The sequence below is a fragment of the Mesorhizobium sp. M1423 genome (assembly GCF_040317575.1).
Lineage (GTDB): Bacteria > Pseudomonadota > Alphaproteobacteria > Rhizobiales > Rhizobiaceae > Mesorhizobium.
This window is the reverse complement of the sequence record NZ_JAMYKU010000004.1, coordinates 1-13,882: the sequence shown is the minus strand read 5'-3', so window position 1 is coordinate 13,882 and position 13,882 is coordinate 1. Positions and strand designations below refer to the sequence as shown.

Sequence of the window (13,882 nt, the reverse complement as noted above, 5' to 3'; positions counted from 1 at the left end):
TACACGTTATTGTTTCCCAAGCCAGGATTCCTGTATGGGTGGTGAATTTGCTACAAGGAAGAAAACCAAATCGCGTTCCGAGCGCGCTGTCTGGCCTGGGCTGGACGACTGCGCAAGCCTGGGTAGGCATAGCCGTTCAAATTACGATGTTGGTGTGTCTTTCACGTCTTATCAGTCCTTACGAGTTCGGCGTCTATGGAGTGGCTCTCGCGCCTGTGACGCTGATCGCGGCATTTGCGGAGTTTGGGCTTGGGCCGGGCGTCGTCCGTAGCAGATCGTCAGCTGATCTCGCCTCGGCTGCAGCCGGGTTCATTGCTATAGTTCTTTCGTCAACGCTTTTTCTAGCTATTACCCTATTGAATCTGAATTTTCCGTTTTTTTTTGCTAATGAAAACGGCGTATCTGACCTTATAACTTGGTTGTCGTTTATAATTTTAACTACTCCATTTCTGGCTATTTCGCGTGGCTTGTTACAACGATCTCGTAGGTTTGAAGAGCTGGCGCGCATTGAAATACTGTCCCTGGCCGTCAATATTGTCATCTCGATTTCCGGTGCGATCATCGGTCTTGGAGCATGGGCTCTTGTTGCTGGTCAGATCGGCTATCAGTTTACCAATTTTGCTTTGTCGTTTTTGGCGGCTCGCCCTTCCTTCGGCTACCATCGAGCGGAGGTGATCGAATTGATTCAGTTTTCCTGGGTCTTTGTTTGGCTGCGAGTCATTGACACCGCCTCGATGACGCTAGACCGACTTACAGTCAGCGGCGCGGTAGGGGTCTCAGCAGTGGGCTACTATCAGAGAGCCACCAATGTTCGAACCATCGCGTCGACAATGGCATTTGCGCCGATGGACGTGTTTACCTTTCCGCGCCTATCGGCGGCATTCGGCCGGCCAGAAGCTCTTCGGTACGAGTTTGACAATGCAAAGGCACTTGCTTTGATATCCAGCGTTCCACTGTCAATAGCTATCATTGTCGCTTCTGGGGAGTGGACATCGATCCTATTCGGACCTGCGTGGCAGCCAGCCGCGGTACTTATTCAGATTATGTCTCTAGTTCTTCCGTTTCGCGCCTTGGATCGGGCGAATGCGGTTCTGGCGCGATCAGCTGCACGTCAAGGATGGCGTGTCCCGATACAGTTGGTCACAGTGGGACTCTCGTTGCTAGCGCTTTATCTGCTGGCGCCAAGCTCCCTATACGCAGCAACTTTGGTCGTGACTTGTATTGTGGCCAGTGCGGCTTTGTCGGGCTCGGCGCTTTCGGCCAGTATTTTGGGCCGGCCGTTTGGAGCAGAGTTCCGATTCGGCTTTCCCTGTATCTTTGCTTGGATCTTGGTGACAGCGGTTGGATTGGGGGCCAGTAAAATTGGTGCGCTGGCGATGCCGGCATGGTTAGCTTCCCTGCTCTCCGCCGGCGGCGCCACGTGCCTGTTCATGTGCATAACTTCTTTCAAGCCCCATTGGATTTTTCCGGAAAAGACCGCCACCCTGATGCATGCATACAGGAGGGGCGGCCAATTGCGTGTCCGAAAAGCTTTGATACGGTGGCGGTCCTCGTGAGGTGAAAACAGCTCCATCGCAAGGGAGATTCTGGGGCGCCGGTTTGACGTCGTAGGCGCAACCCAATCCTTCACCCAGACAGAAGTCTATCTGATGCGATGTCGGCAATTGCAATCGAGTTCCAGCTTTGCTGTTTTTGACGAATGGAGAAAGTTTTTGGCATCGACACCGAACTTTATCCCGGCTTTGAGTGGCATCAGGGCAGTGGCCGCCATCACAGTTGTTCTCTCGCACGCCACTTCCTCCGGGTTTTTGCCCAAGAGCTTTTTGGATGGTGCGGCTAGCACCGGTGTTATGTTGTTCTTTTCGTTGAGCGGATTCCTGATGGCCTACCTCTATCTTTGGAAGCCGGCATCGCTGGGATCGATCTTAGAATATTCGGCTGCCAGAGTGGGGAGAGTCTATCCCTTGTTTGCGGTAGTCATATTGTTCTCTTGCGCAATGCACTACGTGGACAACCGGTTCGCGTACAACCTCGACCTGATGTACGCCATTCAACATCTTCTATTATTTGGCGATACAAATACAATTTGGACGATTGCTTCGGAGTTTTATTTTTATGGATTGTTCATTCCAATTTGGATCTGGTGTTCCAGTTCTCGATCAAAAACGACATTCCGTCTGGTGGCGTTTGCCGTGTTTCTGATCTTATGCTTATGGTTTCTGGGCTTTCCGGGCGGCCGTATCGCAATTACGCGATATTTACATTTCTTTTTGCTCGGGATGGTCGCCGCTGCTGCCCATAGGCATATCCGCAGCACTTCCTTTGCGAACTGGGCGCTTCCGGCCTCACTCGTTGTTTATGTTTTGACATTACCAGACATTCTATATTGGGCGTTTGGGTTGCAGCATCCCGGGTATGAGAGCGTATTTCCTGCTATCCTCATGAGCTCTATCGTATTTTTTGCCGCCCAAGCGAACCAGACCTCTACGGTAGCCTGGGTGCTTGGAACGAGGCCTATGGTGTATCTGGGGGAACTGTCCTTTGGCTTATACCTATTGCATAGACCCGCAATGTCGATATGGAAGGGCATGCTGGCGCACACGGGCTGGGACCCTCCTCTCCCCATCCCGTTCATCTGTCTCGTGATCGGGCTTTGGCTTGTCAGTCATCTAGCCAATCGTTTCATTGAAGTGCCGGCTCGGCAATTCATCAAAGAGCGATCGACGATCGAAAGGAGCCCTCTAGCGCCGTCACTTGTTGACGCCGGTCCTGACCAAGAGGCGGCGCGGCCCTAACGCATAGCTTCGTAGGTAAAGGTGACCAGTCCCTGGGCTACGAACCGACTGGCTCTCCAGCCTCTACAACTTGCCTCCCGAGACAGAGGGTTGAACTCGCTCCGGCGGCGTCCGTCACTGTGGGCGAGAGTACAAGGAGCAACCGAGTCAAATGAGCCGACTTTATGCGACGCTAGGCCCTGCAGTGCTCTGCGCAACATTCATCCTTGGTGGGGACGTAAGCTCCACGGGGCGCAGTGCCGTTGGGTCTTGGGACGATCTGCCGACCGTCAACATGAAGGGAGGGCTGCAAGTTTTTTGGGACGTGCACGACTCTTCGAAAGGCGCCAACGCAGCTATCGCCTCTGAGCATGGCTTTGCCCCCGTCACGATTGTAAACACCTTTGCAGACTATCCTGGTGGGCAGAAAGAAAATATTCGCCATACCTTGGGTCGGCGGCCCAACAATAATCCTTGGGCTCGGCCAGGGTATTTTGAAAGGATTGTGAGGAGAAACGTCTCAAAGCCAACCGCTAGCGAAATTTGGGTGAACGATATCGAGTTCCCAATTGAGCTGGACGTGAGCAAGGCTTGGCGGAACACGAAAGTACGGGAGGCATCGAAAGCGAAAGATGAAGCGGAATTCGCGACTTCATATTTTCGTGAGTGGTCGAAGTGGTATGCGCTTCCAAGCAAGTGGACCAAGGAGGCGCATCCTGATATCAGGGTTGGAATTTATGGGAGGCAGTTATTCGATAGAGACTACTGGGGCCTTTATTCACTTAGCGAAAAAGAGCTTAAGGAAAAGCATTCGACTGAGCTAGAGATCTGGAAGAATATCGACGACTATGTGGATTTCTATGTCTCTAGTGTTTATATTTTCTATCGTGATCCAGGCTCTGTGTATTATGTTGCGGGAAACGTGGAAGAAAATGTCCGATTGGGACGGTCATTTGGCGACAAGCCAGTTTACGCCTATGAATGGTTGCGATTTCACGACTCGAATTGGCTAGAAGGAAAGGATGAGCTGGATCCATATCTGGTCGAGGCTCTGGCGATTGTTCCCTATTTTTTTGGAGCGAAGGGCATCGTGCTATGGGGGAGCGAACCTCAAATCAAAGAGGCTGGAATTCAGCCTTACAGGACCCTTGGTCTATTCATGACGCAATTGAACCGAGTCGCAGCGATCGCAACACTCATCGAAGGAGGTCAGCCCGCTGCCAAGGAGGAGGCAGTGCAACGCCTTTGGCAGAGCAAACAGCCTCTGGTGCGGACAATTGTTACAAAGTCGTCAAGTTGCGTAGTGATGGCGGTTAACCCATGGCAAGATGAGAACAAAACCTCATTGCTGAAGAGTAGCTGTATGGACAACTCTTTGAATATACCTTTGAGGGGGAGACATGTTACGATTGTAGAATACAACAACGGAGTTACCAGTGAATATTAGTCTCTATGGTCGACTCTGACGCGGGGTTGTTGATGTATACGGATAGTAGGGGAAATAAGTTGCGGGTGTCGAGTCCGCATTCTTCGTTCCTTTCTGCCCTGATTTCTCCGGCAGCAGGTTTTGCGCTTGCGGTACTTGGTTACTATGCTTTTGGAGGTTTAGTGACCAAGTTCTTCCCTGATGGAAGCGTTGGATCAGTCCTCTCGAGGGCACTGATCGTCTCTGTGATCACAATTGCCTTCTCGTTATCTTGGAAAGCTGTTGGCCAGAATTTTTCGTTTCTTTACCCGTTCATCATTTTTTCTTTGCTTTATATCGCGAGACTGGTTCAGAATGTATTTTTGCTTGGGATAGAGATAAAACCTGGGAATGGTGTTGTCTTTGGCTTTTTCCTCGTAAGCGGGGTATTCTCAGCATTATTGTTGGCTAGAACTTATCGAGAAATGAGGGATGACCATCTCGCTGTGGCGGTGAGTGTCCTGTGTGTCATTTTTCTTGTTGGTCTGATTCTAAACCGGCAGCAGCTTAACATAGTTGGTGGTGCCCGCCTCTCGATCGAGAAGATAAACCCAATTGCGATGGGGCATACAGCGTTCGGCTTTATTATCTATTATGTACTTTCATTTGGCCGTTCTCGACGTCTTACAGTTGAGGCAGCTATTTTTATTCCTATTTTGCTGTTCGTGGCGGTGTGGGCGCGATCCCGCGGTGCATACTTGGCAGGAGCTGGATCTCTCATATTGTACGTACTGCTCTTAGAGGGCCGACGACGATTGCTAACCATCCTCGGCGCGGCTGTCGTGATTGGCCTCCTACTATCCGCTTTCGGTACACAGTATCTAGATGTCGTACTCGAACGCCTGGCGAAAATAGATCCTGAGACGGACAGTTCAACCCTTTCTAGATCTCTTCTGTTGTCTGGAGCTTGGCAGCAGTTTCTAGACGATTTTGCATTTGGTCGTTTCGCGGTTGAAATGCACTCAAATTACTATCCGCATAATATCTACGTTGAGTCGTTAATGGCTTTGGGATTGCTGGGGTCCTTGCCGTTCATCATTCATTGCTTGCTTGCTATAAGGGCTGCAATCGGAGTGATAAGGTCAAAAAGATTCCCCTTAATTGCCGTCTTCGCAGCAGTTCTATTCATCAAAGAAGCAATAGGCAGTGCTGGAAGCGGGAGCCTTTGGGGGAACTCGGCGTTTTGGATAACATCGGTGATGGTCATAACTTTTTGGTACGGGTCAAAACGGGAAAGGCGATCGCGCTCAATTAAGCCTATCTCCCAACAGGGCGCTAGAACTCTATTCGAATGATCACTCTGAAAGTTTTTGTATGCGTCGCATTACGGCCATTCGACCTTTGATGCTCCGTTCTTTCCCTCACGGGATCGACGGCGGGGTCTCGTGTCTGCGGGGCAGGGGTTCGAAATGAGGCTTATAGTCGTTCAACCCTCAGTCCCCTCTTATAGGCTTGGACTATTCAACCGTTTAGCCAAGGAGTTGGGACGGGATTTTACGGTATATGCCTCCTTTGAGGACTTGGGGGTGCTTAGCGAGTCAATGTCGCTGCCAGAGTGGAGAGCTTCGCTTGGTTCAATTTTTAAGATCGCGCCTGGGTTGTTCTGGCAACGAGGAGCCCTGTCGATTCCGATACGGCGAGATGACATAGTGGTTGTATCCGGAGCCCCTCGCTGCATCTCTAATCTAGCTCTTTTGGTTAAGGCAAGGCTCATGGGAGCCAAAACTGTGTGGTGGGGGCACTACTGGTCCGCAACAAGTCGAAAATGGAGTTCGTGGCTGCGTTTATTGGTGATGCGTTTTGCGGATGTCGTGCTCTTCTACACAGACAAGGAAGTTGAGGTGCACCGTGCAACGGCGCGTCATAATGACCGTCAAGTCGTGTTCGGGCTGAATAACGGCATCGAGACGGTTGCAATCGAAAAGTTCCGGATCCCTTATAACGTTGATCAACGTCCAAGAGATTTACTTTTCATCGGGAGGATTACCGAAAAGAGCGAAATTGATTTATTGCTAAACGCGCTTACATATCCACAATGTGCGTCTGTTACGCTGGACGTAATCGGAGCTGGTGGGGAGAAAGACGCGTTACAGCGCCGCCTTGCTGACCGTCACCTTGACGGTAGGGTAGTCTTGCACGGGGGTCTGACCGACGAGGCGCGGATTTCCGAGATAGCGAATCAATGTAAACTCTTCGTGTATCCTGGCGGCGTCGGCCTAAGCCTTATACATGCCCTTGCCTACGGCCTGCCTGGCGTCGTGCATGACGATCGCAAGACGCATATGCCGGAAATTGCTGCTCATGAAGAGGGGGTCAACGGTTGCTTATTCCGCAAAGGTAATGCCGAGTCTCTGGCGGACACCATTGCAACCGCATTGGAATCACCTGAGGAACTTAATAGGATGTCGGGAGCCGCATTGAATACTGTTGGTGACTCGTTTAATACCGCCGATATGGCACGTCGGTTTTTGAAAATGTTTCGGGACATAGCAGCGTCCAGGCGCTGATGTAAGGCATTCTGGCGCTTCGAAGGCGATTAAATTGCACAAAGTTATTCATACGGTCTCCTCTATGGCGACTGAAGCAGCCGGTACGACGGTATGCGTGCGCAGGTTGGTCCAGGAAAGTATACAGGCGGGTTGGCCGGCGGAAGTCGTGACCATTAACGACGCAGGTCTGTCGAACAATCGGTCTAACACCGGGTTTAATATACACTCGTTTAAATCAGATTTTCGCAGTGTTCCCTCGATTCGTCGGCTTGCTATGTCTCGGTCGCTCAGCTTTGGGTTGGGGGTATTGGCTCGTGATGCCGCGGTTATTCATAATCATGGCCTTTGGATGATGCCCAACGTGGCGTCTGGGATAGTTTCGAGCCGTGAAGGGCTGCCACTTGTTATCAGTCCTCATGGAATGCTGGGCCCTGGCGCCTTGCAGTTCTCCCGCTGGAAGAAGCGCCTCTTTTGGTACCTATTTCAGAAGGCTGCTGCGGCTGGGTGTGCTTGTTGGCATGCTACAAGCGAAAAAGAGCTTGAAGATATTCGTTCCTTCGGACTGAGAGCACCCGTGGCTGTTATTCCTAATGGAATTGACGATATTTTACCTGCTGGTAAACCCCACCTTCGTCGTGATCCAGGAACACGTACCTTGCTGTTTTTGGGGCGCTTGCACCCCAAAAAGGGCGTAGACAGTCTATTGCGCGTCTGGTCTGGCATTTGTTCCGAGTTTCCAGATTGGCAACTTGAGATTGCTGGGCCTCTCGACAATTCGTATGCTGCCGCATATGAGAAATTTGTGCGAGAAATGGCCGTCCCCAGAGTTAAGTTCACCGGCGCCAAATTTGGGCAGGAGAGGTTGGAGGCGTACCAGGAGGCGGACTTGTTTGTTTTGCCGACGCTCGATGAGAATTTCGGGATGACAGTGGCTGAAGCCCTTGTTTGCGGGAAGCCGGTCGTGTGTTCTAGAGGCGCGCCGTGGCCTGAACTTGTGTCGCGTGGATGCGGTTGGTGGCCTGAGATTGGCGATTCTTCACTCGAGCAAGCGCTTCGTAATGCCATGTGTCTGTCGACGGACAAACTGGCGAAAATGGGCCAGCGAGGTCGGAGCTGGATGCTGAACGACTATCGCTGGAATTCGATCTCAGATCGAATGCTGAGTGTCTACTCCTGGCTTCTTGGTGGCGGCAGTCGGCCAGATTGCGTTGTTCTGTGACTGGTCGTCTGGATTCGAATGTGCCCGGATTCTTAGTGGGGTCACTTCTTGGTCTGCGTTGATCTTGATCCCGGTATTTAAGAGCATTGCCGCTTTGGCGGCGGTACGGCTACAAGATTTTAGACGAAGGTGAATTATGGAGCGACAAATGAAATTCTCGCGCGCTGGTTCGCTCCGAGTTCCCTCGATAGCCCTACTGAAGAAGGCCGTTCACAAATTCCGGCGGGCCCTACACCAGCCTCGCGTATCTATTTCGCGCGTCCAAACATTGCGACTTGGATCGGCGTATGGGGGCTGGGACTTCATCGACAGAGAAGAGTTGCACGGCTCGACGGTGATCAGTTGCGGACTCGGAGAGGACGCCAGTTTCGACGTAGAGTTTGCGGCAAAATACGGTGCAAAGGTGATCATACTCGATCCCACTCCGCGGGCTATTGCCCATTACCAAGCGATAGTAGATCGAATGGCCCGCGGGGAACTGGTGCCGACTACTGGCGAGCCTTGGCATCCAGGTAGGTACGATCTAACGAACATCAAGCCCTCGCAGCTCTTGCTCATACCAAAAGCGTTGTGGGTTGAGGAAACGTCTCTTAAATTCTTTGCGCCTTCTGATCCAAAGCACGTAAGCCACTCAATTATTGACTTCCAAAACAACTACCAAATGACTGGGACTCACATTCAAGTTTCCACCGTCACCGTCGAAATGATTTGTAGGGACTACAGTTTAACAACGCTGCCATTGTTAAAATTGGATATCGAAGGTGCAGAGGTTGACGTTTTAAAGCACATGGTGCTCGGGAAAGTGCGCCCCTCACAGATACTAGTCGAGTTTGATGAACTCACTCACCCTTCGAAGCGATCCAACACGCGCTTCTTCCAAGCGCATGAGGCGCTCTTAAACGCCGGCTATCAATTGCGCTACCGGAGAGGTGCGAACTACCTCTATGAGCAGCCTGGTTCATCCAACTCCGTGATGAAAACTGCATAACGCCCGACGATGTCCAATCAAAAGGAGGGGGCTGTCCGCTTCATAGCGTTTTTCATGAATTTCGCTGTTGGCAGGCTTGATTCACGACTACGCGCGTATTCGAGAAAGTCGACCCTCAAGCCGGCCTTGACCTCGATCCAAATCTCTAGGGGGATTGCCGCCTTGGCGATCGTACTGTTCCACTTGAGTGCAGCGGTCGCAGCGCCGAAGTATTTTAATCAGCCAGTTTTCACCTATTACTTTGGGGCTGGTTCCGCAGGCGTTAATTTCTTCTTTGTTCTTAGTGGGTTTCTCATAACGTATGTGCATTTCTCTGACATCGGCAAGCCGCGCCAGCTGTATTCTTATATCGTGAAGCGGTGTTCGCGGATTTATCCGCCATATTTAATAACGCTTCTCGCAGTGACTGTGGTTGCCTCCTTTATGCCCGGAATGTCGGATTCCTTTCCAAGGAATGCGTCTACAATATTAAAGACCATACTTCTTCTCCCACAGGATCCCGCGGTCGTTGGAGGTACTGGTGCGCCGATCATAATTGTAGCTTGGTCTCTTCAGTACGAGATGCTTTTCTACGCGCTTTTTGCGATCTTAATAATAGGCGGCTGGGTAGGAATTTCTCTGGTCGGAATTGCGATGGTTGGATGCTGGCTGTTTGAACCGTATCTCGCGATTGGATTTTTAAACGGATATTTTATCACTCTTTTTGGACTCGGAGTTATCGTGGCACTGCTGGTGCGCGGCCGTTGTTTTGAATCTGCTGCTGTGCCGGCTGTCATTCTGGGGGCGGGAGGAATGATGTTGATGGTGCTGCTGGTAACCGCCAGGGAACTGTTTCCGGGGCAGGAACTCGATCTACACAAAGATTCAGGGGGAATTCTTGCCTTCGGGCTTTTTTCAAGTGTCCTGATTTTTGGGTTGGTATCAAGAGAACTTGCTGGGTGGAGACCAGTTTCTCGCGCTGGTGAGTTGCTAGGGAATGCGTCTTATGTCTTGTATCTGACCCACTTCCCGATTATCAGCGTAATGTGCAAGCTAGCTAGGAAGATAGGCTTATCGGGCTTTGCAGGTGCGACGATCACATGGATTGTTACGCTCGCTGTTTGTATTGTTGCCGCAATATTATTTCATATTGTCTTTGAAAAGCCTCTGCAGACTATTTTCCGTTATAAGAAACAGAAGGATCCGCTTTCCTAGTGCTGGCCTCGATCGGGGAGAGCTTCCAAGTCGAGCGACTTTCTCAGTTGCCGTCACCCGAAAGACGTGATGCAAAACTCACACATCGAATTGCGCCACCTTAAGCCCGGTCATATGCTCACCGATCAATATCAGCCGCACTTTGTAACACCTGAATAGGCCATGCCCGAATTGCCCCCGCAACGCCATCCGCTTCAGACCGTCCCTGATCCCGATCTAAATGACAAATTAAGACGATTTACATGGCGAATTGTGCAAGCCACGCTGTACAGGTGGTCGCCTGTCCCATTTCACGGTTGGCGGTGCTTCCTCCTGCGGCTGTTTGGTGCAACGGTGGGGCGAGACGCTCATCCTTATCCATCTGCGCGTATTTGGGCACCTTGGAATTTGCATCTTGGCGCCCTGAGCAGCCTCGGGCCGGGAGTGATGTGCTACTCGGTAGGCACTGTCACGGTTGGAGACTGCGTTACAGTAAGTCAAGGTGCTCACCTGTGCGCCGCGACGCATGACTTTCGCGATCCCGCGTTTCCACTTCTCGTTGGAGCGATCTGGATTGAGATGGGCGCCTGGGTAGCGGCTGAGGCTTTCATTGGTCCCGGTGTACGTGTGGGACGTCAAGCCGTAATTGGGGCGCGTTCGGTGGTAACCAAGGACGTCCCTGATGGAACGGTGGTTGCAGGCAATCCCGCCCGCCAAATAGGTTTGCGATAGGCTATTACAATTCGTCCAAGCTACAAATGCTTACACGGACATGTGCGATGGTAGTAAGGCAATGAGCCGAATTCACGCGATTATCCTTACCTTAAATGAGTCGGTTCACATCGCCCGCTGCATTGAGAGTTTCAAGGATGAAGTTGAGAGCATCACCGTCATAGATAGCGGGTCAACCGATGGGACGGTCGAGATAGCGGAAAAGCTTGGCGCGGAGGTGATTCGTCATCCCTGGAAAAACTACGCGACTCAGCTAAATTTCGGAATTTCAACCCTCGCAGCAAAAGGTGGCTGGCTGTTGCGAATCGACGCTGATGAGGTCTTGGATCGAGCAACGCCGTGCCGGCTTGCCGATGTTGTTTCGCAGGCTGAACGGGATTGCGATGGCGTACTCGTGCGGCGCCGAATTTATTTCCTTGGTCGCCGTATGAAACATGGCGCCATAGAGCCTAGTTGGCAGCTTCGGCTTTGGCGCAATGGCCGAGGACGCTGCGAACAGCGCTGGATGGACGAACACGTAATTGTCCAAGGAAAAGTTCGGAAGTCGGACGTCGTAATTTCGGATATTAACCTGAATTCTTTGACATGGTGGACGGCAAAGCACAATCAATACGCTTCGCGGGAAGCCATAGATCAGCTGAACGTGCGTTTCGACTTTCTAAAGGCAGACAAACTGCCAGTTTCCGGTGCCAGTCCGCAGGCTCGAGCGCGTCGCTTTCTAAAAGAAGCAATTTACCTCCGCACACCAGCCGGCATTCGAACGATCGCCTACTTTCTCTACCGCTATTTGATACGCCTTGGTTTCCTCGACGGCAGGCCGGGGTTCTATTTTCATTTCTTACAAGGGCTGTGGTATCGCGGATTAGTTGACGCGAAGGTCTTCGAGATCGAAGAACTCGCAAAACAAGAAGGCGTATCAATCGCGGCTGCCATCAAAGAACGAACGGGATTTGTCGTGGATGCAGGTTGAGAGCCCGATGTTGCGGACAGCGCTTAGTATTATGTTGAGCCCATGGTTTAATCCAGGAGAGTCAAATGAGTAAGATGAATTTAGAATACACTTATGATTCTCACGAAACGAACGATTCCCATAATATTTTGTTGCCGGCCGTTGATAGAATTGTCGCAGAGTTTACTCCTAACAATATTTTCGACCTCGGGTGTGGCAATGGCAGCGTGGCGAAGCATCTCAGCAACAGATGTGTGGTTACTGGAATAGATCCATCGATATCTGCAGTCGCTATTGCTAATCAAGCCTATCCCGATATCAAGATTGAAAGCGGTTCCGCTTACGACGATCTCCGCGCTCAATATGGCACGTTTGACATGGTACTTAGTCTTGAGGTCGTCGAACATCTCTATGATCCGAGGGCATTTGCCAGGAACGTTTACAAACTCCTCAATCCAGGTGGTACGGCCGTCATTTCGACGCCTTATCATGGCTATATGAAGAATTTGGCACTAGCTCTGACCGGCCAAATGGATGCCCATTTCTGGGCTCTGTGGGACGGTGGCCATATCAAGTTTTGGTCCATCCGGACCCTTGGCATACTTCTCAAAGAGGTTGGATTGGAAGTTTTACGTTTTGAACGGGTGGGGCGGATCCCCCCGCTTGCGAAGAGTATGATCGTGATCGCACGAAAGCCCAAGTAAAGACTTGCTTGGGTGGTGAGGAGTGGCTGCGGAGTTATTCCCCACCATGGCGCTCTGGAGCGCAACTACGCCCGTCGGTTGCCAAACCTGTAGCGTCTGACCTTGCCCCGCTGATCTAATCCTGACCCGCCGCTGAGGTTTCATCCAGTGGCGATTAGAGCCTCGGTCCATACATGCCACTGAGTTTTTCCTCCACCTGGAGCTAGAGTCCGGCCTCCAAGAAGGACGGACAGATGAAGCGGAAGCAGTGTAAGCGCTGTTGTGGGACCACCTTTCGGGAGTGGTCGCGATCCGTGAGGTTGCCGATCCTGTATTGGGATCGGAGATCGGCTTGTGTCTGGACTTGACCTTACGCTTGACCCGGAGCGGCAGCTTCGGCGTTTCGAGGTGATCAACGGTGCCGGCGGTCGGCGTCATTGGTCGGCGGATGACAAGGCGCGGATCATCGCGGAGACGCTGGAGCCGAACGCAGTCATTTCCGAGGTCGCTCGTCGGTATGGCCTTAGGCCGCAGCAGGTCTTCGCCTGGCGCCGTGAAGCGCGCAAACAGGTCGCTTCGGTGCAGCAAGATTCTCCTGCCTTTGTGCTGGCGGTTGTGACGGCGGCGGAACCTGTAGCCAGCCGTTCACCGAAGCAGCGGAAACGGCAAGTCACTCGAGATGCCGGCATGATCGAGCTTGAGATCGACGGCATCGCGATGCGCGTCGGCCGGGGCGCCGATACCAAGACGGTGGCTGCAGTAATCCGCGCGCTGAAGGCGACGTCGTGATCGGGCCAACGGGTGCGGTCAAGGTCATGGTGGCGACGAAGCCGGTCGACTTCCGCAAGGGCGCGGAAGGATTGGCGGCGCTGGTGCGAGAGACGATGGGGGCCGATCCGTTTAGCGGGGCCGTTTACGTCTTCCGTGCGAAGCGGACTGACCGGATCAAGCTGATCTTCTGGGATGGCACCGGAGTCTGCCTCTATGGCAAGCGTTTGGAGGATGGGGAGTTCCGCTGGCCGAAAGTGCATGACGGCATGATGCGGCTGACGGCCGCGCAGCTCTCGGCGCTACTCGAAGGGCTGGACTGGCGGCGGGTCCACGAGGCGCGCCGGACCCGCGTTCCAGCCCAGGCAGGCTGACCCGCGACCAAGTGAATCAGCCTGGATTCCGCTGTCGCGGGCTGTCGGCGAATATGGTCTGATCCTGTCATGGCGATGACTGCTGACCAGCTTCCCGACGATCCGGACGCGCTGAAGGCGATGGTCCTGGCGCGCGACGTCGAGAACGCCCGCCTTCACCAGATCATCAAGGAATTGCAGCGTCACCGCTTCGGCCGTCGTGCCGAGACGCTCCCCGAGGATCAATTGCTGCTGGGGCTCGAAGAGGCCGAGCAACTCGAGGCCGCCG

The 13,882-nt window shown here is 52.5% G+C and carries 13 protein-coding genes; all 13 read left to right on the top strand.

What is annotated here, in order from left to right; genetic code table 11:
• The first annotated feature begins 38 nt into the window (after positions 1-38).
• The gene (locus NKG95_RS06600; protein WP_352812723.1) at positions 39-1,556 is read left to right on the top strand and encodes an oligosaccharide flippase family protein; all 1,518 of its coding nucleotides are present in this window, start codon (positions 39-41) and stop codon (positions 1,554-1,556) included.
• A 156-nt stretch (positions 1,557-1,712) separates the two neighbouring features.
• Positions 1,713-2,795 carry an acyltransferase family protein gene (locus NKG95_RS06595; RefSeq protein WP_352812721.1) on the top strand — a complete coding sequence of 361 codons (1,083 nt, stop codon included), beginning with the start codon at positions 1,713-1,715 and terminating at the stop codon, positions 2,793-2,795.
• Positions 2,796-2,946: 151 nt separating this feature from the next.
• Positions 2,947-4,221, top strand: coding sequence for a hypothetical protein (locus tag NKG95_RS06590; RefSeq protein ID WP_352812719.1), 1,275 nt, complete (start codon positions 2,947-2,949; stop codon positions 4,219-4,221).
• A gap of 161 nt (positions 4,222-4,382) precedes the next feature.
• Positions 4,383-5,534 (top strand): O-antigen ligase family protein, encoded by a 1,152-nt coding sequence (locus NKG95_RS06585; RefSeq protein WP_353040246.1) that lies wholly within the window; start codon positions 4,383-4,385, stop codon positions 5,532-5,534.
• Positions 5,535-5,951: 417 nt separating this feature from the next.
• Positions 5,952-6,746: a glycosyltransferase family 4 protein gene (locus NKG95_RS06580; protein WP_353040245.1), complete on the top strand. Its 795-nt coding sequence runs from the start codon at positions 5,952-5,954 to the stop codon at positions 6,744-6,746.
• A 34-nt stretch (positions 6,747-6,780) separates the two neighbouring features.
• Complete coding sequence (locus NKG95_RS06575) at positions 6,781-7,947, top strand: glycosyltransferase (RefSeq protein ID WP_353040244.1); 1,167 nt, start codon at positions 6,781-6,783, stop codon at positions 7,945-7,947.
• A gap of 148 nt (positions 7,948-8,095) precedes the next feature.
• Positions 8,096-8,935 carry an FkbM family methyltransferase gene (locus NKG95_RS06570; protein WP_352812713.1) on the top strand — a complete coding sequence of 280 codons (840 nt, stop codon included), beginning with the start codon at positions 8,096-8,098 and terminating at the stop codon, positions 8,933-8,935.
• Between the two features lie 9 nt (positions 8,936-8,944).
• Positions 8,945-10,129: an acyltransferase family protein gene (locus tag NKG95_RS06565; protein WP_352812712.1), complete on the top strand. Its 1,185-nt coding sequence runs from the start codon at positions 8,945-8,947 to the stop codon at positions 10,127-10,129.
• Between the two features lie 772 nt (positions 10,130-10,901).
• Positions 10,902-11,810, top strand: coding sequence for a glycosyltransferase family 2 protein (locus NKG95_RS06560; RefSeq protein WP_352812711.1), 909 nt, complete (start codon positions 10,902-10,904; stop codon positions 11,808-11,810).
• A 65-nt stretch (positions 11,811-11,875) separates the two neighbouring features.
• Positions 11,876-12,493 carry a class I SAM-dependent methyltransferase gene (locus NKG95_RS06555; RefSeq protein ID WP_502897213.1) on the top strand — a complete coding sequence of 206 codons (618 nt, stop codon included), beginning with the start codon at positions 11,876-11,878 and terminating at the stop codon, positions 12,491-12,493.
• A gap of 333 nt (positions 12,494-12,826) precedes the next feature.
• Complete coding sequence (tnpA, locus tag NKG95_RS06550) at positions 12,827-13,261, top strand: IS66-like element accessory protein TnpA (RefSeq protein ID WP_353040243.1); 435 nt, start codon at positions 12,827-12,829, stop codon at positions 13,259-13,261.
• Entirely contained in the window at positions 13,258-13,614 is a 357-nt protein-coding gene (tnpB, locus tag NKG95_RS06545; protein ID WP_353040242.1) for an IS66 family insertion sequence element accessory protein TnpB, read from the top strand. The genes tnpA and tnpB overlap by 4 nt, the downstream gene beginning before the upstream one ends.
• Positions 13,615-13,683: 69 nt before the next feature.
• Positions 13,684-13,882: IS66 family transposase (locus NKG95_RS06540; RefSeq protein ID WP_353040241.1), on the top strand; the 199-nt coding region annotated here is incomplete at its 3' end.

Bases quoted from the DNA above. Each gene is read 5' to 3' on its own strand.
- NKG95_RS06590 (WP_352812719.1), top strand. From the start codon at position 2,947: ATGAGCCGACTTTATGCGACGCTAGGCCCTGCAGTGCTCTGCGCAACA.
- NKG95_RS06580 (WP_353040245.1), top strand. From the start codon at position 5,952: ATGGGAGCCAAAACTGTGTGGTGGGGGCACTACTGGTCCGCAACAAGT.
- NKG95_RS06570 (WP_352812713.1), top strand. From the start codon at position 8,096: ATGAAATTCTCGCGCGCTGGTTCGCTCCGAGTTCCCTCGATAGCCCTA.
- NKG95_RS06565 (WP_352812712.1), top strand. From the start codon at position 8,945: ATGTCCAATCAAAAGGAGGGGGCTGTCCGCTTCATAGCGTTTTTCATG.
- NKG95_RS06560 (WP_352812711.1), top strand. From the start codon at position 10,902: ATGAGCCGAATTCACGCGATTATCCTTACCTTAAATGAGTCGGTTCAC.
- NKG95_RS06555 (WP_502897213.1), top strand. From the start codon at position 11,876: ATGAGTAAGATGAATTTAGAATACACTTATGATTCTCACGAAACGAAC.